General features: G+C 62.9%; 16 protein-coding genes and 2 pseudogenes. 7 read left to right on the top strand and 11 right to left on the bottom strand.

Features of this window, described 5'->3' with window-relative positions:
• Positions 1-78: 78 nt before the first annotated feature.
• On the bottom strand, positions 79-246 hold the full coding sequence (gene rpmG / locus HB778_RS33265) for a 50S ribosomal protein L33 (protein ID WP_006201775.1): 168 nt from the start codon (positions 244-246) through the stop codon (positions 79-81).
• 233 nt (positions 247-479) lie between these two features.
• Between rpmG and HB778_RS33260 the strand changes: the two genes are divergently transcribed.
• Complete coding sequence (locus HB778_RS33260) at positions 480-1598, top strand: ISNCY family transposase (protein WP_183460034.1); 1119 nt, start codon at positions 480-482, stop codon at positions 1596-1598.
• A 155-nt stretch (positions 1599-1753) separates the two neighbouring features.
• On the opposite strand, the gene HB778_RS33255 is transcribed toward HB778_RS33260, so the two are convergent.
• The 7 genes from HB778_RS33255 to HB778_RS33225 all read right to left on the bottom strand — a co-directional run bounded on the left by HB778_RS33255 (position 1754) and on the right by HB778_RS33225 (position 10511).
• Entirely contained in the window at positions 1754-2212 is a 459-nt protein-coding gene (locus HB778_RS33255) for a hypothetical protein (RefSeq protein ID WP_183460033.1), read from the bottom strand.
• Positions 2213-2304: 92 nt separating this feature from the next.
• Positions 2305-3483, bottom strand: a complete 1179-nt coding sequence (locus tag HB778_RS33250; protein ID WP_183460032.1) for an MFS transporter — start codon at positions 3481-3483, stop codon at positions 2305-2307.
• Between the two features lie 78 nt (positions 3484-3561).
• Positions 3562-4302: an NUDIX hydrolase gene (locus tag HB778_RS33245; RefSeq protein ID WP_183460031.1), complete on the bottom strand. Its 741-nt coding sequence runs from the start codon at positions 4300-4302 to the stop codon at positions 3562-3564.
• Between the two features lie 73 nt (positions 4303-4375).
• A complete protein-coding gene (locus HB778_RS33240) occupies positions 4376-4828 on the bottom strand; it encodes a DUF983 domain-containing protein (RefSeq protein WP_183460030.1) in 453 nt (150 codons plus the stop codon).
• Positions 4828-7134 carry a ribonuclease R gene (rnr, locus tag HB778_RS33235; RefSeq protein ID WP_183460029.1) on the bottom strand — a complete coding sequence of 769 codons (2307 nt, stop codon included), beginning with the start codon at positions 7132-7134 and terminating at the stop codon, positions 4828-4830. The genes HB778_RS33240 and rnr overlap by 1 nt, the downstream gene beginning before the upstream one ends.
• Positions 7135-7140: 6 nt before the next feature.
• Positions 7141-9762, bottom strand: coding sequence for a type I DNA topoisomerase (gene topA, locus HB778_RS33230; protein WP_183460028.1), 2622 nt, complete (start codon positions 9760-9762; stop codon positions 7141-7143).
• 371 nt (positions 9763-10133) lie between these two features.
• The gene (locus tag HB778_RS33225; protein ID WP_183460027.1) at positions 10134-10511 is read right to left on the bottom strand and encodes a COG4315 family predicted lipoprotein; all 378 of its coding nucleotides are present in this window, start codon (positions 10509-10511) and stop codon (positions 10134-10136) included.
• 179 nt (positions 10512-10690) lie between these two features.
• Between HB778_RS33225 and HB778_RS33220 the strand changes: the two genes are divergently transcribed.
• Entirely contained in the window at positions 10691-11437 is a 747-nt protein-coding gene (locus HB778_RS33220; RefSeq protein ID WP_183460025.1) for a cytochrome c biogenesis CcdA family protein, read from the top strand.
• Between the two features lie 27 nt (positions 11438-11464).
• On the opposite strand, the gene HB778_RS33215 is transcribed toward HB778_RS33220, so the two are convergent.
• Entirely contained in the window at positions 11465-12595 is a 1131-nt protein-coding gene (locus tag HB778_RS33215; protein WP_183460023.1) for a hypothetical protein, read from the bottom strand.
• Positions 12596-12818: 223 nt separating this feature from the next.
• Here HB778_RS33215 and glmU point away from each other — a divergent pair, with 223 nt between their 5' ends.
• A complete protein-coding gene (gene glmU / locus HB778_RS33210) occupies positions 12819-14339 on the top strand; it encodes a bifunctional UDP-N-acetylglucosamine diphosphorylase/glucosamine-1-phosphate N-acetyltransferase GlmU (protein WP_348524650.1) in 1521 nt (506 codons plus the stop codon).
• Here glmU and HB778_RS33205 read toward each other — a convergent pair.
• Positions 14225-14572, bottom strand: a pseudogene (locus HB778_RS33205) (ADP-ribosylation/crystallin J1); the annotation flags it as partial. The gene glmU and the pseudogene HB778_RS33205 sit on opposite strands and share 115 nt — an antisense overlap.
• Positions 14573-14781: 209 nt before the next feature.
• Here HB778_RS33205 and glmS point away from each other — a divergent pair.
• Both glmS and HB778_RS33195 read left to right on the top strand, forming a co-directional pair.
• A pseudogene (gene glmS, locus HB778_RS33200) lies at positions 14782-16604 on the top strand (glutamine--fructose-6-phosphate transaminase (isomerizing)).
• A 92-nt stretch (positions 16605-16696) separates the two neighbouring features.
• Entirely contained in the window at positions 16697-17449 is a 753-nt protein-coding gene (locus HB778_RS33195; protein ID WP_183460019.1) for a DUF502 domain-containing protein, read from the top strand.
• On the opposite strand, the gene recG is transcribed toward HB778_RS33195, so the two are convergent.
• The gene (gene recG / locus HB778_RS33190) at positions 17401-19509 is read right to left on the bottom strand and encodes an ATP-dependent DNA helicase RecG (RefSeq protein ID WP_183460017.1); all 2109 of its coding nucleotides are present in this window, start codon (positions 19507-19509) and stop codon (positions 17401-17403) included. The two genes, HB778_RS33195 and recG, sit on opposite strands and share 49 nt — an antisense overlap.
• A 92-nt stretch (positions 19510-19601) precedes the next feature.
• On the opposite strand from recG, the gene HB778_RS33185 reads away from it, so the two are divergent.
• Positions 19602-19889 (top strand): succinate dehydrogenase assembly factor 2, encoded by a 288-nt coding sequence (locus tag HB778_RS33185; RefSeq protein ID WP_183460015.1) that lies wholly within the window; start codon positions 19602-19604, stop codon positions 19887-19889.
• A 71-nt stretch (positions 19890-19960) separates the two neighbouring features.
• Positions 19961-23458 (top strand): transcription-repair coupling factor, encoded by a 3498-nt coding sequence (gene mfd, locus HB778_RS33180; protein ID WP_183460013.1) that lies wholly within the window; start codon positions 19961-19963, stop codon positions 23456-23458.
• Positions 23459-23699: the final 241 nt, after the last annotated feature.

Below are 23699 nucleotides of genomic sequence, written 5' to 3'. Positions count from 1 at the left end.
CACTCGGACCGCAGCCTCCTTGCAAACAAAAACGCCGCCCGATGGGCGGCGTTTTTGTTTTGCGGGGGAAAACCCAGATTACTTGATCTTGGTTTCCTTGAATTCGACGTGCTTCTTGGCGACCGGGTCGTACTTACGGAACGACAGCTTGTCCGTCTTGGTACGGCTGTTCTTGCTGGTCACGTAGAAGAAACCGGTGTCGGCGGTCGACAGAAGCTTGATCTTGATGTTTGCGGCTTTGGCCATTGTATCAGTCCGTTTGTTCGTGGGGTTTTGGCCGCTAGAGCACGGGAAAACACCCGGACGCGGGAAACTTGGCGCGACACATAAAGAACGTGCCTGGAAAGTCAAGCCCGGCGGAGCTTCTTGTCGTAAGCAGATGAGTTGTCCGGATTAGGTAGCACATGAGTTGTCCGGTTTTATCGTCAGCCCGCTGGAGGCTGAGGATGAGACGGACGGCATGGCTACAGGGCCGGAGAATGCAGAAGTTTCGGGACGTTTTGAGCCGTTGGAATGGCGGCGATCTTTCGATGCTGGAGGCTGGTGAGTTGTTGGGGATGTCGGAGCGGCAATTCCGGCGTTACCGCGACCGCTATGAAGAGGCTGGGGAAGCTGGGTTGCTCGATCGACGGTTAGGCAAGCTTTCGACCCGTCGGGTGCCTGCGGAAGCGATCGAGGAGATGCTGGAGCTTTATCGTCATCGCTACCTTGGCTGGAATGTGAAGCATTTCCACGAGCACCTGCTGCGCGATCACAACTTCAGCTGGGGCTATACCTTCATCAAGACGCAGCTTCACGCGGCAGGCTTGGTTGAACGGGCCAAGCGGCGCGGTGCTCACCGGCGCAAGCGCGAAAGGAAGCCGTGCGAGGGGATGATGCTGCATCAGGATGGCAGCCGGCATGCCTGGTTGGACAGCCAGCCTATGCTCGACCTGATCGTGACGATGGACGACGCGACGAGCACGATCTATTCGGCCTTCCTGATTGGGGAGGAAGGCACGGCGTCGAGCTTTCAGGGACTTCTGGAGACCTTTGTCGCCAAGGGATTGCCGTCAAGCCTCTACACCGATCGTGGCAGCCATTATTTCGTCACGCTCAAGGCCGGCGAGGCGGTCGACAAGAGCCGGCTGACCCAAGTCGGACGGGCGCTGCGGCATCTGGGCATCGAGCATATCCCGGCCTATTCGCCCGAAGCCAGGGGGCGCTCCGAGCGGATGTTCGCGACCTTGCAGGATCGGTTGCCCAAGGAACTGGCCCTGGCCGGCATTGCGGATATCCAGGCCGCCAACCGCTTCATCGCACAGACCTATCTGCCGGCTCACAATGCCCGCTTCGCCAGGCCGGCGCGGTTGAAGACAGCGCCTTTGTTGCCGTCGACCCGCAGCAACTGTCCCAGATCCTGTGCATCGAGGAGGAGCGCGTCGTTGCCCGCGACAACACGGTCGCCTTCGCGCGACTGCGATTGCAGCTGCCGCACAGCCCGATCCGACATCACTTCGTCAAAGCCACGGTCAAGATCAGGCACTATCCGGATGGGACGCTTGCGGTCTTCCATGGGCCGCGCCGCATTGCACGATACATGCCCGATGGCACCGTAATCGAAGAAACTTGCCGCATCAGGCAAGCCGCGTGAACCGCTTCGACGCAAAACAGAAGCGGACAAACAATGTGCTACCAAACCGGACAACTTGATTAGCTACCGACAGCCCGGCGGAGCTTCTCCTACCCACCGGACCTGCCTTATGGCCGCAAATCATGCGGTTTCTGTCTCCGGTGCCACAATCTTCTTCCAGTCTCCCGTCGTGTTCCACCAGCGATTCGGATTGGCACGGTCGTCGAGTCCCTTGGAGCGGCTGGCGAGGATCGGCTGGATGCGGATCACCGGCTCCTGATAGGAATGGGCCTGGAAAATCGCCTCGACAACACGGCTCGCCAACGCCTGGTCATCAGGCAGTTCGAAGGAAACCTCGACCGTGCCCGGGCGGCGGCGCAATTCGGTTTCGGCGCCGGCCGCGGCTCCTTCGAGCGGCCTGTAGCGCTCGATACCGTGCGCCGACTGATAGGCGTTGCGGTCATACTTGCCCATCGCCAGCGGGGCGATCGCAACCACCGCGTCCATGATGCGGTCGACATCCGCCGCCGGGGCCTGGAAGGTCACAAGCAGCAGAAGCGTCATTCGCAGGGATGTGGTTTCAAAGCCGCTGTCGATCATGGGGAGTGTCCTCAACGTCCGATGTTTGGGGACACTCTTTTACCCTGAGGCTCCTGACACGGTTCTGTCAGCAGCGGTCGCTTATCAAAGGGTCAAAGGAGAATCTTGCGGACGAGTCTGACGCCAACCAGCGCCATGTAGGCGCCGAAGAACAGGCCGAGCGACCAGCCGAAGCCGGAAGGCCCGAAACTGTCCATGCCGATGCCGATCGCCTGTGGGCCAAGCACCATGCCGACGCCGTAACACAGCACGAAGGCTGCGTTGGCCGACGCCAGTTCGTGGCCGGAGAGCTGCGAACCGAGATGGGCGAGGCCGATCGTGTACATGGCCGCGACGACACCGCCCCAGACGAACAGAAGCGCTGCCATCAAATGCCAGTTCGCCGCAAAGAAGGGCATGAACAGCGTGCCGGCAAGGCCAACCGTGGCGCAAGCGAGCAGCAGATAGCGCCGGTCCGAAACGCGGTCGCTGATCATGCCGATCGGGATCTGCAGGAGGACATTGCCGAGGCCGATCATGGTCAGCAGCAATGCGGCATCGGCTTCGGAATAGCCGATGCGGTTGCCATAGACCGGGAACAGCGCGAAGCCGCCGGTCTCGACGGCGCCGAACACCAGCACGGCAAAAGTCGCGGTCGGCACCAGCCAGATGTAGCGCAGGAAATTGCTGGTTTCGCCGTCGGCTACAATGCTCGGGCTTTCGTTGCGCGCCGCCAGCACCGGTATCGCGGCCAGCGTCACCAATCCAATGATGACGCCGAACGGCCTGAAGCCTGAGCTGCCGAGATGGGCGAACAGCCACGGCCCGGCGGCAAAACCGAGCGACAGGACAGTGGCGTAGATGCCAAGGACAAGGCCGCGGCGATGCGGCGGTGCCGACGTACTAATCCAGAATTCCGACAGGATGAACAGCACCGTCAACGCGATATGCAGCACGATGCGCAGCGGGAACCACATCCAGAAGTCGGGCGCGAAATGGAAGCCGACGAAGGCGAGCGCGCCGGTGGCGATCATCGCGATCATGGTCCAGGCGACGCCAAAGCGCATGGCGAGCGGCGTCGCCAACGGCGCGCCGGCGATCGAGGCCAGGCCGGCGACGGCCGTGTTAAGGCCGATCATCGAAGCCGAGTGGCCACGCGTTTCCAGAATGACGCTCAGCAGTGGCATGCCGAGGCCAATGGCGATGCCGACGACGCTGATCGACGAAATCGCCGCCACCATCGGCAGCCAGTGTACGCGTTCGTCGCCCTGTGGTTGGGTATCGACCGTCATGGGATGCTGAATACTCTGTCTCTTTGATCGTACGCAATTCCGGACCGAAAACCGCGTCACACTTTTCCTGGAATTGCTCTACAGAAGTTCGCGGGTGAAGCGGTTGCGGACAAGCCGGTAGAAGGGGACGGGGCCACCCGGACGTAGCAATGGATCACGGGCAAGGCGCTTTTCCAGCTCGTTCAGGATCATTCGGGTGATGTCGGGTATGTCGGCTTCCCTGGCCTTGGCAAGCGGCAGCCAGACCAGTTCCTCGAGTTCGTTGGTCGGGCCACCGCCCGGCAATTCGACGGCGACGTCGCTGCGCCAGGCGCTGAAGAAACGCGTGTCGAAGCGGCGAACCCGGTTGGGCGGGGTGATGGCGCGCGCGATGAAACGCAGCGTTTCGAGCGAAGGCCTTACGCCATGTTCGACAAAACCTTGCCAGTCACGCTTGTCGGTCGCGAAGGCGGCCTTCTGGCCGATCAACAGACCGGCTTCCTCATAGGTCTCGCGGATTGCGGACAAGGCGACCGCGCGGGCTCGCGCAGCACTGGTGCGGCCGGGACCGGCAAGCAGCTTCGCTTCCTCGTCGCGATGCAAGGCGGTGGCGGTCGCGATGCGGCTGTCGGCCGGATCGGTGCGGCCGCCGGGAAACACGAATTTTCCAGGCATGAAGGCGTGGCCGGCGTGGCGGCGGCCCATCAGCACCAGTACCTCATCGTCCTTGCGGTCGAGCAGGATCAGGGTCGCGGCATCACGCGGACGCAGGGGCCGGCCGCCATGTGCGGCGAGACCCTTGTCGAGCTTGTCGACATCCGCCTTGGTCATTGCTTCCATGCGCTGGACCTAGCGGAAACTTCTTGCAAACGAAAGTGGCCTTTCACGGTCGGTATGTTGCGCCAGCAGCGCTTCAGGCGCCGTGGTGGGACTCCGCCCCATCCTTTTCGCCACCGAATCCGTGCATATAGAATGCCCATTGCAGTCCGATGACGGCGCCTTTGACAGGCTGCAGCAGCGCGACCGACAAAACGATGGTCAAGGGCACCCAGATGGCGATGTGCTGCCAGGTGGACAGCGTCGACGTCGCTTCCACGCCCATGAAGGCACCGAGAACGATGTGGCCGACGATGACGATGACCAGATAGGCCGGCAGGTCGTCGGCGCGATGGTGATGGATCTCCTCGCCACAGACGCTGCAGGTCTCGACAGTCTTGGTGAAGCCGCGGAACAGCTTGCCTTCGCCGCAGTTCGGGCAGCGGCCCAACAGGCCGCGCTTCATCGCCGTCCACAAGGGGCGGGCAACCCGGCCCGTGTGATGTTCGCCGCCGAAAACCTGTTCTTGTATCCCTAATTCTTTTGGCATCATCGTCTCCTGCCGCGCGAACCCGGTCGCGATTGCGACGCACGAGCGCGGCCCTTAGCCTTGTGAAACGACTTACTGGAGCCTGGCAGGGGCTTCGGGTCGGTCAACATCTCAAAGCGCATCGCGCCGGCCATTGGGGCCACCTCGACGAGCCGGACCTCGACGTGGTCCGCGAGCTGGTAGCCTTTGCCCGAGCGTTCTCCAAACAGGGAGCGGGCGGTTTCGTCGTATATATAGTAATCGCCGCCCAGAGTTGACACCGGGATGAAACCATCCGCGCCATATTGCGGCAATTGGACAAATAGTCCTGATTTGGTGACGCCGGAGATGCGGGCGTCGAAGCGGTCGTCGATGCGCTCGGCGAGATAGGCGGCGATAAGCCGGTCGACCGTATCGCGCTCGGCCGCCATGGCACGCCGTTCCGTGCCGGAGATCAGTATTGCAACGTCTTCGAGCCGAGCTGCTTCGTCCTGCGTCAGTCCTCCCGGGCCGAGACCGAGTGCGGCAATAAGCCCGCGATGCACGATCAGGTCGGCGTAACGCCGGATCGGCGAGGTGAAATGCGCGTAGCGTCTGAGGTTGAGGCCGAAATGGCCAATATTTCCAGGTGAGTATTCGGCCTGGCTCTGCGAGCGCAGCACCACCTCGTTGACCAGCGCCTCATTGTCGGCGCCGCGCACGCGCTCCAGAATGCCGTTGAATTGGCTAGGCCGCATCTGCGCGCCGCGCGCCAGCGACAGGCCAAGTGTCTGCAGGAATTCGCGCAGCGATTCCTGCTTGGCAAGCGACGGCGCATCGTGGACGCGGTAGACCAACGCCTGCTTCTTCGCCTCCAGCGTCTCAGCCGCGGCAACATTGGCCTGGATCATGAATTCTTCGATGAGCTTGTGGGCGTCGAGCCGGTCAGGCAGCATGACGCGATCGACCGTGCCGTCCGGCTTGAGCAGGATTTTGCGCTCCGGCAGGTCGAGTTCGAGCGGCTGGCGGCCGGCGCGGCCGCGCTTGAGGATCGCATAGGCATCCCAAAGCGGCTTCAGCACCGTGTCGAGGATCGGGCCGGTCTTGTCGTCGGGCACACCGTCGATCGCCGCCTGCGCCTGCGGGTAGGCCAGCTTCGCCGCGGATTTCATCATCACACGGTGGAAGGAGTGCCTGATCTTGTGGCCATCGGCTGAAAAGGTCATGCGCACCGCCAGCGCCGGGCGATCCTGGCCTTCACGCAGCGAACAGAGATCGTTGGAGATGCGTTCGGGCAGCATCGGCACGACGCGGTCCGGGAAATAGACCGAATTGCCGCGCTTCAAGGCTTCGCGGTCGAGGGCCGTGCCGTAGCGGACATAGGCGGCGACATCGGCGATGGCGACAGTGGCGATCACACCGCCCGGGTTCTTTTCGTCGAGATCGGGTGTGGCGAAGACGGCGTCGTCATGGTCCTTGGCGTCGGCCGGATCGATGGTGACCAGCGGCAGGTCGCGCCAGTCCTCGCGATGATCCATCGTTGCCGGCTTCACGGCCTCGGATTCGGCGATGACGTCGGCCGGGAAGATGTGCGGGATGTCGTGCGCGTGGATGGCGATCATCGAGACCGCCTTTTCGCTGGTCAGCGAACCCAGCACGTTGAGCACCTTGGCGCGCGGCAGCCCATAGCCGGAGGCGCGCGCGGGCTCGACCTCGACCAGGTCGCCGTTCTTGGCCCCGTTCTGGAATTCCTTGTCGACGATCAGTTCGGGCTGGCGGCGTTCCACCGGCTCGATGCGGAATGTGCCGTCCTTCAGCACACGAAAGACGCCGAGAACGGCATCGGTGCGCTTCTCGAAGATCTTCATCACCCGCCCGGTATAGGCAGGGCCGGACGGATCATCGGTCGGAAAGGTCTTGGCCAGCACGCGGTCGCCGATGCCCGGTGCTGGACCATTGCCGCTGCGCGACACGCGGATCGAGACGACGGGTGGTTCGCCCGTGCCCACGGACTCGGCCGGATGCGCTAGCAAGACACCGTCGCCGTCGCGGCCAAAAATGTCGAGCACGGCGACGTGGGGCAGGGCGCCGACGCGGGTCAGCCGCTTGCGCTCCTTGGTGAGCACGCCTTCATCCTGCAGGTCGCGCAGAATGTCCTTCAGCCAGATGCGGTCATCGCCGCGCAGCGCGAACGCCTTGGCGATGTCGCGCTTTCCGGCACGATCGGGATTTTCGGCGATGTAGCGCAGGATTTCGTCGCGCGAGGGCCTGTAGTCGTCCTTGACCTTGGCTCTCGTGTCGGCGGTGCGCGGATCGCCGTGGCTTCGTCCGGTGATCCTGCGCGCCACGCCGTCCTACCCTTTTTTCTTCGCGGCCGGCTTTCTGGCCGCTGTTTTCTTGGTTGCCGGCGCTTTGGCCGCTGCCGCCTTGCGGAACGGCTTCTTGCCGCCGCCGCCCTTGGCTTCCTTCTCGGCAATCAGCGCCAGCGCATCCTCGATGGTCACCGATTGCGGATCCTTGCCCTTGGGCAGCGTGGCATTGACCTTGCCGAAATTGACATAAGGCCCGTATTTGCCGTCGCGCACGACGATCTTGCCGCCGCCATCCGGATGGTCGCCAAGTTCCTTGAGCGCAGCTGCAGTGCCACCGTTGCGGCCGTTCTTGCCCTTCGACTGCTTCTCGGCAATCACCGTGACCGCGCGGTTGAGGCCGATCGAGAACACATCCTCGATGCTGTCGAGATTGGCGTAGGTGCCATCATGCAGCACGAACGGCCCGTAGCGGCCGAGCCCGGCCGAGATCATCTTGGACGTTTCCGGATGCTTGCCGATATCGCGTGGCAGCGCCAGCAACGCCAGCGCCTTCTCGTGATCGATGGATTCAGGCGTCCAGCCCTTGGGCAGGCTCGAACGCTTGGCCTCCTTGCCGTCACCGCGCTGAAGGTAGGGGCCGAAGCGGCCTGAGCGCAGCGTGATTTCCTCGGCCGTATAAGGGTCCTTACCAAGCACCTTGGTGCCCTCGTCGCCGCCGCCATTCTCGCCATTCGGATTGGCAGCGTCGCCGAGCTGGCGTGTGAAGGAGCATTCCGGATAGTTCGAGCAGCCGACGAAAGCGCCGAACTTGCCGAGCTTCAGCGACAGATTGCCGGTGCCGCATTTCGGGCAGATGCGCGGGTTCGAACCGTCTTCCCTTGTGGGGAACACCAGCGGTGCCAGTTCCTCGTTCAGCGCGTCGAGCACGTCGGTGACGCGCAACTCCTTGATGTCCGCGACCGCACCCGAAAAATCCTTCCAGAAGTCGCGCAGCACGTCCTTCCAAGCGAGCTTGCCGTCGGAGATCTCGTCGAGCTTTTCCTCGAGCGATGCGGTGAAGTCATATTCGACGTAACGTTCGAAGAAGCTTTCCAGGAAGGCCGACAGCAGGCGGCCCTTGGCCTGCGGCACCAGCCGGCGCTTATCGATCGTGACATAGTCGCGATCCTCGAGCGTCTTCAGGATCGCCGTATAGGTCGACGGGCGGCCAATGCCGAGCTCTTCCAGCTTCTTGATCAGCGTCGCCTCGGAATAGCGCGGCGGCGGCTCGGTCGTGTGCTGCGTTGCGTTGATCGCCTGGCGGGCAAGCTGCTCGCCGGCGCGGATTTCGGGCAGACGACGGTTTTCCTCGTCTTCCGCGTCATCGTCCTTCTGGTCGGTGTAGGCGGCGATGAAGCCGTCGAAGCGAACGACCGAACCGACAGCGCGAAGCTCCGCGGTGCGGGCGCCGTTCACCGCCTCGATCTCGACGGTGGTGCGCTCGATCTCGGCCGGCTGCATCTGGCTGGCGATGGCGCGCTTCCAGATCAGCTCATAGAGCCGCATCTGGTCGGAATCGAGATATTGCCGAACCGATGCCGGGGTGCGCATGAAATCCGTCGGGCGAATGGCCTCGTGCGCTTCCTGGGCGTTCTTGGCCTTGGCGGTGTACTGGCGCGGCTTTTCTGGCAGATATTTCGGGCCGAATTCCTTGGCGATGGCGTCGCGGGCACCCGAGATCGCCTCGGGCGCCATCTGCACGCCATCGGTTCGCATATAGGTGATCAGGCCGGTGGTCTCGCCGCCGATCTCCATGCCTTCATAGAGCCGCTGCGCCACTTGCATGGTGCGGGTGGCCGAAAAACCGAGGCCCGATGAGGCCGCCTGCTGCAGCGTCGAGGTGGTGAAGGGCGGGCCGGGATTGCGCTTGGTCGGTTTGGCTTCGACGGACAGCGCCTTGAAGGTCGCGCCCTCGAGCATTCCCTTGATATCGTCGGCTTGCGCCTTGTTGGCAATGTCGAGCTTTTGCAGCTTCTTGCGCTCGAAGGCGGTCAGCCGCGCTTCGAAAGTCTCGTTGCGCGGCGTGCCGAGGAGGGCGGCGATCTGCCAATATTCCTCGCGGATGAAGCGTTCGATCTCGGATTCGCGGTCGCAGACCAGGCGCAGCGCTACCGACTGGACGCGGCCGGCGGACCGGGCGCCAGGCAATTTGCGCCACAGCACCGGCGACAGCGTGAAGCCGACGAGATAGTCGAGCGCCCGGCGGGCAAGGTATGCATCGACCAGCGGCGCATCGATCTGGCGCGGATTGGCCATCGCTTCCAGCACCGACGACTTGGTGATGGCGTTGAAGACGACGCGGCTGACCGTCTTGTCCTTCAGCGCGCGCTTCTGCTTCAGCACTTCCAGCACGTGCCAGGAGATGGCTTCGCCTTCGCGATCCGGGTCGGTGGCGAGGATCAGGCCGTCGGCATCCTTGACCGCCTTGGCGATGTCGGCGAGGCGCTTGCCCGAGGCGGTGTCGACCGCCCAGGACATGGCAAAATCCTCATCCGGACGCACCGATCCGTCCTTGGCCGGCAAATCGCGGACATGGCCGAACGAGGCCAGAACCTTGTAGTTCCTGCCGAGGTATTTGTTGATTGTCTTCGCCTTGGCCGGCGATTCGACGACGACGACGTCCATGAGGTCTCATATCAGCTGTGGTGCGGCAGAAGAATTCCGCTGCGCGCGACGAAATCTCGTTCTATTTGCCGCTCACATGGCCGCGCTTTTGCATCCGGTCAAGGGGAAGCGCCCAAATTGCGGAGCTGTCCGCAGCAATACACTCTAAGAGTGTATGGAGAAAATCACAGATTTTGGCTTGGAGAGATGGCGGTCCCGAGTCGGCTGCAATGGCTCGGTTTCATGTTTGCATCGAACCGAGGAAGAATCCGCCGCAATGCCGCACCGAGGCGTGGGCGCTACGGTTCACAAACAAGCTGGCCGCCGGATCGAGGAAGGATGTCCGGCGACCAGTCCATATCCCGCCAGCGAGCGGGATATGGCATGAGGGTTCAGTCGGCTTTGGCGGTATGCCAGACGCCTGCGACGCCATCACCGCTCACATCTCCGGCTTTCTTGTCCTTGATGAATGTGTAAAGCGGCTTTCCGTCATAGGCCCACATCTTGGTGCCGTCGGTACGGTCGACGATTGTCCATCCTTCGGAAGTCTTCGCGCCGGCCTCGGCCTTCAGCGGTGGCCAGTTGGCGGCGCATTTGTCGTAGCAGTTCGACTTGCCCTTCTCGTCCTTGTCGTAGGTGTAAAGCGTCATGCCCTTGGCATCGGTGTAGATCTTGGTGCCTCCGACATCGGCTTCCTTCCACGCTTCGGCGGCGAAGGATGCTGCGGTGCTAAGCAGAAGTGCTGCCAGCCCTATTGTTATGGTTTTCATGGAAATCTCCCTGGCTGATATTTGGAGACGCGCGGGAAATCGCGGCCTCTTTATTACAACGTCCCATGCCGGCGCTTTCGTCCCGATCTACGCATGCGGCGATGACTTTCCACACAATGGTGATTGGCAGACAGGCCTGGCCGTCGCTATATCCGCCCGGGAGCAGTTGGAGTTTTGGAATGGCATTGGACATCGGCTATGTCAGCGCGGTCGGGGCGGGGGCCATCTCGTTCCTGTCGCCTTGCGTGCTGCCGCTGGTGCCGCCCTATCTCTGCTACATGGCAGGCGTGTCGGTCGACGATTTTCGCGGCAATGCGGGTGTGACAGCTCGGGAAGGTACGCGTGGTGCGCTGCTTTATTCCTCGATCGCCTTCGTGCTCGGCTTCTCGACGGTGTTCGTCGCGCTCGGCGCCGGCGCTTCGACCATCGGCCGGCTGCTGCGTGTCTGGCAGGAGCCGCTGGCGATGGCCGCCGGCGTGTTGATCATCCTGATGGGCCTGAATTTCCTCGGCATATTGCGCATTCCGCTGTTGTCGCGCGAGGCGCGCTTCCAGTCGCAGGGCAAGCCGGCCAGTGCCGTCGCCGCCTATGTCATGGGGCTGGCCTTCGCCTTCGGCTGGACGCCGTGCATTGGCCCGGTGCTGGGGCCGATCCTGACGCTGGCTGGTGGGCGCGAAACCGTGGGCGAGGGCGCGCTCCTGCTCGCCGCCTATTCGCTCGGACTTGGCATCCCCTTCCTGATCGCAGCGCTGTTTTCCGGCGCCTTCATGCGCTTCCTCGGCAAATTTCGCGTCCATCTCGGCCGTGTCGAAAAGGCGATCGGCGCGCTGCTGGTGGTCGCCGGTGTGTTTTTCCTCACCGGCGGCGTGCAGGCCGTGTCCTACTGGCTGCTGGAGAATTTCCCGGTGCTGGGGCGGCTGGGATAGCGATCCGCCGCACGCTTTTGACTGCCGTCAAAAGTGAGGTTCGACACGTTGGAAGATGCAGACGCTTTTGAACCCGTCGGCGAGTGGCTGGATGAGGATAGCGGTCGGTCGCTCTTGCCAACCGGTTGGCTGAGCCAGCAAATAGAGCTCTCCGTCGATCCGCTGCGTATCGAAGTGGACATAGCGCCAGCTCACACCCGGATAGAGCCCTGGCATGTGTCCGGCTATGACGCTCCATCCCAATGGCAGTTTGTCCGCCGAGAACGTGTCCCCATCGTCATCGAGCATGCTCTCTTTCAGAATTCTTGAAGGGTCGGCTGTGACCGGCGCCAGCAGCATAAGGTCGCCGTCGAAATAATGATTGGTCCCGCTCCAACGAACAAGCTTGCGAAGCACGCCGGGCGACACCTCGATCGTTGCAACATTGAGATCTTGTCCTGCGGTCTCCACAGGGAAGACGTTGGCGGTGTCGTTGATGGTGGTGCTGACACTTTGAAATCCTTTTGGCCGAAGGCGCAGCAATTTTCGGCAGAGACGCGGCTCGGTGGTCCCGCGCTCCAACAATATGGTGCCAATTGGTGGCCGGCTCCCCGGCGCCGCATATTCGATGTGATCGACCTTGTGGCGATTGAGCTGAAATGGCTCGTCCTTACAGGTAATTTCCCCTTTTTCGGGCGCCTTGTCGCTGGCGGCGACACTGCAATAGCTCAGTCGATCCGGCCGAATAACGATTCCGATCAGCCAAGGGTCCTCGTCCGCACCGTAGCCGGGCTTCCATTGTCTGCGCGATAGAATCTTTCGCTTTGCAATCCAGAGGCTGAAGAAGGCCGGCGGATCGCCGCCGCCCATGCCATAGCCAAAGGCTTGCTCCTGCCCGTCGCGAAGGCGGATTGTCCAGCCATTGGCCATGGTGCAATTCGATTGGCCGAGGGTAGGCGTCACCGATAACCCTTGGTCGGCGCTGGCCGGCAGTTGACGGTAGACGATTGGCTCTTCGTCCACTGTCATTGTAAAGCGAACCAGCGCGACGTCGTGGCCGGGTTGGCAAACCACCTCGGCATGTGGGGTGGAATAATCGGCTTGGGCGATGCCCGGACAGGTCAATGTGCAAAGAAAAATTACAAACGCGGCAAAAGCATGCAGGTCACGGCTCAACATTCACAGTGTCCTCTTTCTGAACATGCCGGCGTCACTATCCCAAGCAGCAAGAGCAACGACAGCCAGCAGAAACTTCTCCCGAAACCTTTTGCAATATCCAAGACCCGCTGATTGAAAGTCAGCTGCTCTTCACCACCTCACCGGAATTTAACCGCATTGGTGCAGCATGGCGCCGCTGCTATCCTGTCTTGATTCCCAACCCTTTTCCTATGGTTGTTCGCCTATGAGCCAGAGATCCTGCCTGTCCGTCATCCTCGCCGCCGGCGAAGGCACGCGCATGAAGAGCGCGCTGCCTAAGGTGCTGCACCAGATCGCAGGCCTGCCGATGGTCGCCCATGTCGTGAAGGCGGCCGACTCCGCCGGTGCCAGCAGCGATGCGATCGTCATCGGCCATGGCGCCGAAGAGATGCGCAAGGCGGTGGCGAAGTTCGCACCCAAGGCCGAGACTTTCGTGCAGGAAGAGCGCCTGGGTACGGCGCATGCCGTTCTTGCCGCACGTGAAGCGATATCAAGGGGTTATGACGACATCCTGGTGATGTTCGGCGACACGCCGCTGATCGATGCGGAAGCGCTGAACCTGGCTCGGCTGAAACTCGCCGAAGGTGCGGCCGTCGCTGTGATCGGCTTCCGCCCGCCTCTTCCAAACGGCTATGGCCGGCTGGTCGAAAAAGGCGGCAAGCTGATTGCCATCCGCGAGGAAAAGGACTGCTCCGAGGCGGAGAAGAAGATCGGCTTCTGCAATGCCGGCATGATGGCGGTGGCCGGCGCCCATGCGCTGAAGCTGCTCGACGCGGTCGGCAACAAGAATGCCAAGGGCGAGTACTATCTGACCGACATCGTCGAGATCGCCGGCGCGCAAGGTCTCGACGTCGTCGCCACCGAGGCCAGCTTCGAGAATGCGCTCGGCATCAACAACCGCGCCGAGCTGGCGCAGGCCGAAGGCATCTGGCAGGCACGCCGCCGTCAGGAGGCGATGCTGTCGGGCGTGACGCTACTCGCGCCGGAGACCGTCTATTTCTCGCACGACACCGAGATCGGCGCCGACACCATTGTCGAGCCGAATGTCTGGTTCGGCCCGGGCGTGAAGATCGCCGGCGGCGCCAAGATCCATGCCTTCAGCCATATCGAAGGCGCTACCATTGCATCGAATTGCGATGTCGGGCCGTTCGCGCGGCTGCGGCCAGGCGCCGATCTCCGGAACAAGGCGAAGGTCGGCAATTTCTGCGAGGTCAAGCAGGCTGTTGTCGAGGAGGGCGCCAAGGTCAACCATTTGACCTATATCGGCGATGCCCGCGTCGGCGCGGGCGCCAATATCGGCGCCGGCACCATCACCTGCAATTATGACGGCTATTCGAAATTCTTCACCGACATCGGCGAGGGCGCCTTTGTCGGCTCGAATTCCTCGCTGGTGGCCCCGGTCTCGATCGGCAAGGGCGGCTACATCGCGTCCGGCAGCGTCATCACCGAAAGCGTGCCCGACGATGCGCTGGCCTTCGGCCGGGCCCGCCAGAAGACGATCCCCGGCAAGGGCAAGGAATTGCGCGAGCGTTTTGCCTCGGCGCGGCGGCGAAGAAGAAGGCGGCTGGCGCCGATCACTGACGGTCAGTCGGCCGCTGCGGTATCCCGACCGAAAGTAGCGGTCACCTCGATCCTGCCGACGATGGCGTTGTTGAAATCGTCGAGGTCCTCGGCGGGGATCCAGTATTCCAGATGGGCCTTGCTGCCGGCATGCTCGACCCTGTAGCGGTCGAGAAAGCTTTTCAGCACGGCAAAGCGGGTCACGAAACCCGCACCGCTGGCCGGCACATTCCAGTCGCGCGCGATTTGCACGGCATAGGCTTCCGACAGAACCGGATAGAAGATCGGCTGTTCGGGCGGGCGTGGCGGAAATGCCCGCATGTCCGACGCCTCGATCAGTTTCAATTCCTGAGGTCCGACAGGACGCCAGAGTGTAATGGTGGGCTGGGTCTCATTCATGGCTGAAGCTTAGCCAAAATATTGTCGGAACGAAAAACCGGATCGCTGAAAACCGAACAATTGCAGTAACCGGATTGCAAGAGCGGTCTGGCATGGTGCATGCCTCTGCAAGCGTCCGTTACAGCGGACGAAATGCAATGTGACTTTCACGGCAGGCCGGCCATCCCTAAATAGCGCTGGTTTTCCATGGGGAATCGGGGACTGTCTGCATGTGCGGTATCGTTGGAATCGTCGGTCACTCGCAGGTTGCACCGCTCATCGTCGACGCGCTGAAGCGGCTCGAATATCGCGGCTATGACTCGGCCGGCGTCGCCACCATCGAAAAGGGACAGCTTGGCCGCCGCCGCGCCGAAGGCAAGCTGATCAACCTTGAGCGCCGGCTCAAGGAGGAGCCGCTCGAGGGAACGATCGGCATCGGCCACACGCGCTGGGCCACCCATGGCGTGCCCAACGAGACCAATGCGCATCCGCATTTTTCCGACGGTGTCGCCATCGTCCACAATGGCATCATCGAGAATTTCGCCGAGTTGCGCGACGAGCTGATCCGCGACGGCTATTCCTTCTCGTCGCAGACCGACACCGAGGTCGTCGCGCATCTGGTGGCGCACGAACTGGCCAAGGGGCTGAAGCCGGTCGAGGCCGCGCACCAGGCGCTGAAGCGGCTCGAAGGCGCCTTTGCGCTGGCCATCATGTTCAAGGGCGACGAAGACCTGATCGTCGGCGCCCGCAACGGCCCGCCGCTGGCCGTCGGCCATGGCGATGGCGAGATGTTCTTGGGTTCGGACGCCATTGCGCTGGCGCCGTTCACCAATTCGATCACCTATCTCGAAGATGGCGACTGGGCGGTGGTGCGCCGCGACAGCGTCGCCATCTTCGACATCGACGGCAAAAGGTCGAGCGCAAGCGCCAGCAGTCGCTGTCGACCAGTTTTATGGTCGACAAGGGCAACCGCCGGCATTTCATGGAAAAGGAAATCCATGAGCAGCCGGAAGTGATCTCGCATACGCTGGCGCATTACGTCGATTTCGTCTCCGGTGTCTCGAAGCCGCTCGACCTGCCATTCGATTTCGCCAAAATTGGCCGACTGGCGATCTCGGCCTGCGGCACCGCCTATCTCGCCGGCCTGATCGGCAAATACTGGTTCGAGCGCTATGCGCGGCTGCCGGTCGACATCGATGTCGCCTCGGAATTCCGCTACCGCGAGATGCCGCTGTCAGCCAACGATGCCGCCTTCTTCATCTCGCAATCGGGCGAGACCGCCGACACGCTGGCTTCGTTGCGCTACTGCCGCAAGGCCGGCATGAAGATCGGCGCCGTCGTCAATGTGCGGGAATCGACCATGGCGCGCGAATCCGACGTCGTGCTGCCGACGCTTGCCGGTCCCGAGATCGGCGTCGCCTCGACCAAGGCTTTCACCTGCCAGCTCTCGGTGCTGGCGTCGCTTGCCGTGCGCGCCGGTGTGGCACGCGGCACGATCTCGAAAGATGAGGAGAAGACCCTGGTGCGCGCGCTCTCGGAAGCGCCGCGCTATGCCAACCAGGTGCTCAAGCTCGAAGAGCAGATCGAGCGCATCGCGCGCGAACTGTCGCGCTACAAGGACGTGCTCTATCTCGGCCGTGACACCAATTTCCCGCTGGCCATGGAAGGCGCGCTGAAACTCAAGGAAATCTCCTATATCCACGCCGAAGGCTATGCGGCGGGTGAGCTGAAGCACGGGCCGATCGCGCTGATCGACGAGAACATGCCGGTCATCGTGATTGCGCCGCATGACCGCATTTTCGAGAAGACCGTGTCGAACATGCAGGAAGTGGCGGCGCGCGGCGGCAAGATCATCCTGATCACCGACAGCAAGGGCGCAGCGCACTCAAGCGTCAAGACGATGGAGACGATTATCTTGCCGGACGTGCCGGAAATCATCTCGCCGATCATCTATGCGCTGCCGATCCAGATGCTCGCCTATTTCGCCGCCGTGTTCATGGGCACCGACGTCGACCAGCCGCGCAATCTGGCGAAATCGGTGACAGTGGAGTAGGAGCGTCTAAACAGCGGCCTTTAAAAACTTCGCAGTTCCAAACGGCCTTCCGGTTCACTAATGTTGCGCTGCAACCCGCGCCCCGGTGAACCATGTCCGATGCTCCCAAGACCTCCGGCATGACCCGGCTGAGGAACTATTTCCTCACGGGCTTCGTCGTCTGCGCGCCGCTGGCGATCACCGCCTATATCGCCTGGTCGTTCATCGGCTGGGTCGATTCCTGGGTAAAACCCTATATTCCGGCGCGTTACAGCCCCGACACCTATCTGCCGTTTCCGGTTCCGGGTTTCGGGCTGATCGTCGCGCTGATCCTGATCACGCTGATCGGTTTCCTCACCGCCAACATTGTCGGCCGCGCCATTGTCGGGTTCGGCGAACGCCTGCTTGGTCGCATGCCGCTGGTGCGCGGCATCTATGGCTCGCTGAAGCAGATTTTCGAGACCGTGCTGTCGAACAAGGGCGACATGTTCCGCCAGGTCGGGCTGGTTGAATATCCGCGCAAGGGCGTGTGGTCGCTGGTTTTCGTTGCCAGCGAGAAGGAAACCGAGATCAATGAGAAGCTCGACCAGGAAGGCGATCCGCTGATTGCGGTGTTCATGCCCTGCACGCCGAACCCGACGACCGGGTTCCTGATGTATGTGCTGAAGTCGGACATCGTGCTGCTCGACATGACGATCGAGGACGGCGCCAAGCTGATCGTTTCGGCCGGGCTGGTGGCGCCCGAAGTTAAGAGCAAGGTGGTGACGCTGAATGGCGAGCCGATCAACGGCACGGTGGCCAACCCGCCGCTAGGGCCTCATCCGGCGCGCAAGAGCCGCACGGCCTCGTCGCGGCCGAACAAATAGAGCAGCAGGCGCAGCGCCTCGCCGCGGTCGGATTGCAGCTCCGGGTCGCGTGACAGGATCAGCCTGGCATCGTCGCGGGCGGCCTCCAGGAGATCGGCATGCGCCTCGATGCGCGCCACCTGGAAACCCGGTGTGCCCGACTGGCGGGTGCCCAGCAACTCACCTTCGCCGCGCAGTTTGAGGTCTTCCTCGGCGATCAGGAAACCGTCCTCGGTCTCGCGCATTACAGAAAGCCGGCGTTTTGCGGTCTCGCCAAGCGGGTCCTTGTAGAGCAGCACGCAGGAGGAGGGCTTGTCGCCGCGCCCGACCCGGCCGCGCAATTGGTGCAGCTGCGCAAGGCCAAAGCGCTCGGCATGCTCGATGACCATGACGGTGGCGTCGGGCACATCGACGCCGACCTCGATGACCGTGGTGGCGATCAGGATGCGGGTCTCGCCTTCCTTGAAGGCGCGCATCTCCTCGTCCTTCTCGGCGCCCTTCATGCGGCCATGGACGAGGCCGATGCGGTCGCCGAACAGCGGCTTCAGCGAAGCAAAGCGGTCCTCGGCCGACATCAGCTTGATCTCTTCGGATTCTTCCACCAGCGGACAGATCCAGTAGATCTTCTGGCCGCCGGCGACGGCGTCCTCCATGCGGCCAACCAGTTCGTCGAGCCGTTCCAGAGGCAGCGTGACGGTGCGGATCGGTTGGCGGCCGGCCGGTTTTTCCGTCAGTTTGGAGACATCCATATCACCGAAAGCAGTCAGCACCAGCGTGCGCGGGATCGGGGTCGCGGTCATCACCAGCATGTCGGGCGCATCGCCCTTGGCGGTGATGGCAAGCCGCTGGTGGACGCCGAAACGATGCTGCTCGTCGATGACGGCCAGCACCAGATCGTGGAAGGTGACCGTCTCCTGGAACAGGGCGTGGGTGCCGACGACGATGTCGATCTCGCCGCTGGCCAGGCCGGCCAGCGTTTCGGTGCGTTCGCGGCCCTTTTCGCGGCCGGTCAGGATGGCGATGCGCAGCCCGACCTTGGCGGCCAGCGGCGTGATCGTCGCCAGATGCTGGCGGGCCAGGATCTCGGTTGGCGCCATCAGCGCCGCCTGGCCGCCGGCCTCGACCGCGCGCGCCATAGCAAGCAGTGCGACCACGGTCTTGCCCGAGCCGACGTCGCCCTGCAGCAGCCGCAGCATGCGCTCGGGGTCGGCGAGGTCGGCATTGATTTCGGCGAGCGCGAATTCCTGGCTTGCGGTCAGCGAATAGGGAAGGGCGGCGCGCAGTTTCTCGACGATGCGGCCGTCGCCGACCAGGGGACGGCCGGACAGGCGGCGGATCTTTGCCCGCACCAGCGCCAGCGAGACCTGGCCCGCCAGCAATTCGTCATAGGCAAGGCGCCGCCAGGCAGCACCATCGATCGAAACATCGATCGGGTCGGCCGGATTGTGGATGCGGGTCAGCGCGTCGGCAAAGGCGGGAAAAGTGTGCCGGCGCATGAAGGCGCCGTCCTGCCATTCGGGGAATTCGGGCACGCGGGCGAGCGCCTGGCCGATCGCCCGGCGCAGCACCTTGCCCGACAGCCCGGCGGTGAGCGGATAGACCGGCTCGACCAGCGGCAGGTTTTCCGCCTCGCTGGCCAGCGCGATATGATCGGGGTGGACCATGGTCGGGCGGCCGTTGAACCATTCCATGCGGCCCGAGACCACGACATGCTCGCCAACGGGCATTGCCTTTTCGAGATAGGCGGCGTGGGCATGAAAAAAGGTCAGACCGATTTCGCCGGTGTCATCATGGGCATAGACCCTGTAGGGCACCGACTTGTTGCCGCGCGGCGGCGGCTGGTGACGGTCGATGCGCACGTCGAGCGTGACGATCTGGCCTTCCGCGGAACCCGCAATGCCTGGCCGGTTGCGGCGGTCTATGACGGTATGCGGCAGCACGAACAGAAGGTCGCCCGCGCGGGCCGCGCGATCACCAAGATCAGCCGTGACAACCTTCTCGATCAGCGCGCCGACCTTCGGCCCGACGCCGGCAAGCGAAGTGATCGGAACAAACAAGGGATCGAGGATGGAAGGACGCATGATGTCAGCTTATGTCGCGACGGCTACAGCGCAAGGCTGACAGCCCCTTCTATCCACGCTATATGCGCCGCAGCAAGTGAGGATGCGGCACGATGACCGGAACGAAACGATCAAGCGAGGGGCTGGACGCCCACCGCCGCAAGCTGTTGTTCCGCTCCTGGCACCGCGGCATGCGCGAGATGGATCTCATCCTCGGCACCTTCGCCGATGCCGAGATCGGTGCCTTGACCGGAGAGGAAATCGACCAATATGAGAGGCTCCTCGACATTCCCGACACCGACTTCCTGCCGCTGATCACGGGCGAACGCCCTGTGCCGGCGGATATCGATTGTGCCGTCCTGCAAAAGATCCTGGCGTCCCGCCGGACCATGACATTCTGAACAAAAGCAATTCCAGGAAAAGCGCGAAGCGGTTTTCCCACAGGAATTGCGACAAACAAGACCGTGATTTCATGAGCCTCATTCCCACCATTGGCCTGCCGAAAGGCCGCGCCGGCCAGTTCATCGTCGACGGTGTCGCCGATGGCTATGAAGCCTTTGCGCTGGTGCAGGCCGCACTTGAGATCGCGCCTGACAAGCCGGTGCTGTTCGTGGCGCGCGACGGGCAGCGCCTGCCGGCGATCATCGAGGCGCTGGCCTTCGCTGCGCCCGGCCTGCCGGTGCTGGAACTGCCGGCCTGGGATTGTCTGCCCTACGATCGCGTCTCGCCCGGCTCGGACGCCGCCGCCAAGCGTCTCGATGCGCTGACCGCCATGATCGCGCTGGCGAAGAAGCCGCACCGCGCCGTCATCCTCACCACCGCCAATGCGCTACTGCAGCGCATTCCGCCGGCCGACCTAGTCGAGGCGCAGACCTTTCATGCCAGGCCCGGCAACCAGATCGACATGAACGCGCTGGTGTCGCGGCTGGAAACGTCCGGCTTCGAGCGCGTGCCGACGGTGCGCGGCATCGGCGAATTCGCGGTGCGCGGCGGCATTCTCGACCTGTTCGCACCCGGGTGGACCGAGGCGCTCAGGCTCGATTTCTTCGGCGACACGCTGGAATCAATCCGCGTCTTCGACGCCGCCACCCAGCGCACCACCGGCCAACGCAAGTCGATGGCGCTGCAGGCGATGAGCGAAGTGGCGCTGACGCCCGAAACCATCAGCCGCTTCCGCCGCTCCTATATCGAAGCCTTTGGCGCGCCCCAGCGCGACGACGGACTCTACGCGGCGGTCAGCGAAGGCCGGCGCTTCGCCGGCATGGAACACTGGCTGCCGTTCTTCTACGAGAGGCTGGAAACAGTGTTCGACTATCTGCCGGACACGCCAGTCATTTTCGACCATCTGGCGCATGAAGCGCTGGCCGAGCGCCACACGCTGATCCTCGACCACTACGAGGCGCGCAAAAAGCAGGCCGACGCCGCGTTGAAGGATGCCGTGCCCTACAAGCCGGTGGCACCGGATCTGCTCTATCTCTCGCCGCAAAACCTGATCGCCTCGCTTGGGCCCCGTGAAGCGATCGACTTCACGCCTTTCGACGCGCCCGATGCCGGTGCGAAAAAGGTCTACCATGCCGGCTCGCGCCATGGCCGCAGCTTCGTCGAGGAGCGTGCCGATCCGAACGTCAATGTCTTCGACGTCGTCGTCAGGCATATCGCCGACGAACGCGCCGCGCGCCGCCGTGTCGTCATCGCCGGCTGGACCGAAGGCTCGCTTGATCGGCTGGGCCAGATCCTCACCGAGCATCATCTCGGCAATCTCCAGCAGGTCGAAACACTGGCGGAAGCCGAACAGCTCGAACCGGGGCAGGCGGCTCTTGCCGTGCTGCCGCTCGAATCCGGCTTCGAAACCGAAAAACTGGTTGTCGTCGCCGAACAGGACATTCTGGGCGACCGGCTGATCCGGCGCTCGAAGCGCAAGAAGCGCGCCTCCGACTTCATAGCCGAGGCTTCGGCTCTGTCGGCCGGCGATATCGTCGTCCATGCCGACCATGGCATTGGCCGCTTCATCGGCCTGCGCACCATCGAAGCGGTCGGCGCGCCGCATGATTGCCTGGAAATCCACTATGCCGGCGACGACCGGCTGTTCCTGCCGGTGGAAAACATCGAGCTTCTGTCTCGTTATGGCTCTGACACAGCCGAGGCGACGCTGGACAAGCTTGGCGGCGGTGCCTGGCAGTCACGCAAGGCGAAGCTGAAGCGGCGCCTGCTCGACATGGCCGGGCAGCTGATCCGCATCGCCGCCGAGCGGCAGATGCGCGCCGCACCGGCGCTGGTGCCCGCCGAGGGCCTCTATGACGAATTCTCAGCCCGTTTCCCCTATGAGGAAACCGACGACCAGCAGACGGCGATCGACTCGGTCAGGGATGACCTCGGCGCCGGCAAGCCGATGGACAGGCTGATCTGCGGCGACGTCGGCTTCGGCAAGACCGAGGTGGCGCTGCGCGCCGCCTTCATCGCCGCCATGGAAGGCTTCCAGGTCGCCGTGGTGGTGCCGACGACGCTGTTGTCGCGCCAGCACTTCAAGACGTTTTCGCAGCGCTTTTCCGGCCTGCCGATCCGCGTCGCCCAGGCCTCCCGGCTGGTCGGCGCCAAGGAACTGGCGGAAACCAAGAAGGGCATCGCCGAAGGCCAGGTCGACATCGTCATAGGCACCCATGCGCTGCTCGGCTCCTCGATCTCGTTCAAGAATCTCGGCCTGCTGATCATCGACGAGGAGCAGCACTTTGGCGTCAAGCACAAGGAACGGCTGAAGGATCTGAAGACCGATGTGCATGTGCTGACGCTGTCGGCGACGCCGATCCCGCGTACGTTGCAACTGGCGCTGACGGGCGTGCGCGAACTGTCGCTGATCGCCACCCCGCCGGTCGACCGCATGGCGGTGCGCACTTTCATCTCACCCTTCGATCCGCTGGTCATTCGCGAGACGCTGCTGCGCGAGCGTTATCGCGGCGGGCATTCCTTCTATGTGGTGCCGCGCATCAGCGATCTCGCGGAAATCAATGATTTCCTGAAGGAATCTGTTCCCGAATTGAAGGTGGCGGCGGCTCATGGTCAGATGCCGCCGGGCGAACTCGACGACATCATGAACGCCTTCTATGACGGCCAGTATGATGTGCTTCTGTCGACCACCATCGTCGAATCAGGCCTCGACATTCCAACCGCCAACACGCTGATCATCCATCGCGCCGATATGTTCGGCCTGTCGCAGCTCTACCAGTTGCGCGGCCGCGTCGGCCGCTCCAAGGTGCGCGCCTATGCGCTGTTCACGCTACCGGCCAACCGCAAGCTGACCGACACCGCCGAGCGCCGGCTGAAAGTGCTGCAATCGCTCGACACGCTGGGCGCCGGCTTCCAACTGGCCAGCCACGATCTCGATATCAGGGGCGCCGGCAATCTCTTGGGTGAAGAGCAGTCCGGCCATATCAAGGAGGTCGGTTTCGAACTCTACCAGCAGATGCTGGAGGAGGCTGTCGCCGAGGTGAAGGATTCCGGCGAGGTCCAGGATGGCGGCTGGTCGCCGCAGATCGCCGTCGGCACGGCGGTGATGATCCCGGAAAGCTATGTGCCGGACCTGCAGCTCCGGCTGGCGCTTTACCGCCGTCTCGGCGACCTCGAAAACACCGAGGAGATCGACGCTTTCGGCGCCGAACTGATCGACCGTTTCGGGCCGCTGCCGGACGAGGTGAAGCATCTCCTGAAGATCGTCTTCATCAAGGCGCTCTGCCGCAAGGCCAATGTCGAGAAGCTCGACGCCGGGCCGAAGGGTGTCGTCATCCATTTCCGCAAGCGGGAATTCTCCAATCCGGTCGGCCTGGTCAAGTTCATCGGCGAGCAGGGTTCGCTGGCCAAGATTCGACCGGACCACAGCGTCGTCTTCGTGCGCGATTGGCCGACGCCGGACAAGCGCCTGGCGGGCTCGGCGGTGGTGATGACGCAACTCGCGCGGGTGGTCGAAAAGGCGGCCTGAGGTGCATTGATATTCAGGTGATGCCGGCCTGCAAATGGCTGATACCTGCGGTTCCGGCCTTCGCCGGCCGAAGCATGCATTCATGAGAGTGACGTAGCAGTTAAGGCTACGGCCGGCATAGGCCGATGCTCACGGACCCGAATGTCCGCTCCGCTCCGGTTCTCGGTATCAGCCATTTTCGGCTCGGCCTGACCTGAATCTCAACGCACTCAGCACCGCTTGTGCATTCGCCAGCGCTGAA

The sequence above is a fragment of the Mesorhizobium huakuii genome, from assembly GCF_014189455.1.
GTDB classification, from domain to species: Bacteria; Pseudomonadota; Alphaproteobacteria; order Rhizobiales; family Rhizobiaceae; genus Mesorhizobium; species Mesorhizobium huakuii_A.
Note: the sequence above shows the minus strand (reverse complement) of the source record. Positions and strands in the feature narration are given on the sequence as shown.

Excerpts from the sequence above, each read along its gene's own strand:
- topA (WP_183460028.1), bottom strand. The coding sequence starts at position 9,762 with ATGGACGTCGTCGTCGTCGAATCGCCGGCCAAGGCGAAGACAATCAAC.
- HB778_RS33195 (WP_183460019.1), top strand. The coding sequence starts at position 16,697 with ATGTCCGATGCTCCCAAGACCTCCGGCATGACCCGGCTGAGGAACTAT.
- recG (WP_183460017.1), bottom strand. The coding sequence starts at position 19,509 with ATGCGTCCTTCCATCCTCGATCCCTTGTTTGTTCCGATCACTTCGCTT.
- HB778_RS33185 (WP_183460015.1), top strand. The coding sequence starts at position 19,602 with ATGACCGGAACGAAACGATCAAGCGAGGGGCTGGACGCCCACCGCCGC.
- HB778_RS33225 (WP_183460027.1), bottom strand. The coding sequence starts at position 10,511 with ATGAAAACCATAACAATAGGGCTGGCAGCACTTCTGCTTAGCACCGCA.
- HB778_RS33220 (WP_183460025.1), top strand. The coding sequence starts at position 10,691 with ATGGCATTGGACATCGGCTATGTCAGCGCGGTCGGGGCGGGGGCCATC.
- HB778_RS33215 (WP_183460023.1), bottom strand. The coding sequence starts at position 12,595 with ATGTTGAGCCGTGACCTGCATGCTTTTGCCGCGTTTGTAATTTTTCTT.
- mfd (WP_183460013.1), top strand. The coding sequence starts at position 19,961 with ATGAGCCTCATTCCCACCATTGGCCTGCCGAAAGGCCGCGCCGGCCAG.
- HB778_RS33245 (WP_183460031.1), bottom strand. The coding sequence starts at position 4,302 with ATGGAAGCAATGACCAAGGCGGATGTCGACAAGCTCGACAAGGGTCTC.
- HB778_RS33255 (WP_183460033.1), bottom strand. The coding sequence starts at position 2,212 with ATGATCGACAGCGGCTTTGAAACCACATCCCTGCGAATGACGCTTCTG.
- HB778_RS33240 (WP_183460030.1), bottom strand. The coding sequence starts at position 4,828 with ATGCCAAAAGAATTAGGGATACAAGAACAGGTTTTCGGCGGCGAACAT.
- HB778_RS33250 (WP_183460032.1), bottom strand. The coding sequence starts at position 3,483 with ATGACGGTCGATACCCAACCACAGGGCGACGAACGCGTACACTGGCTG.
- glmU (WP_348524650.1), top strand. The coding sequence starts at position 12,819 with ATGAGCCAGAGATCCTGCCTGTCCGTCATCCTCGCCGCCGGCGAAGGC.
- HB778_RS33260 (WP_183460034.1), top strand. The coding sequence starts at position 480 with ATGCAGAAGTTTCGGGACGTTTTGAGCCGTTGGAATGGCGGCGATCTT.
- rpmG (WP_006201775.1), bottom strand. The coding sequence starts at position 246 with ATGGCCAAAGCCGCAAACATCAAGATCAAGCTTCTGTCGACCGCCGAC.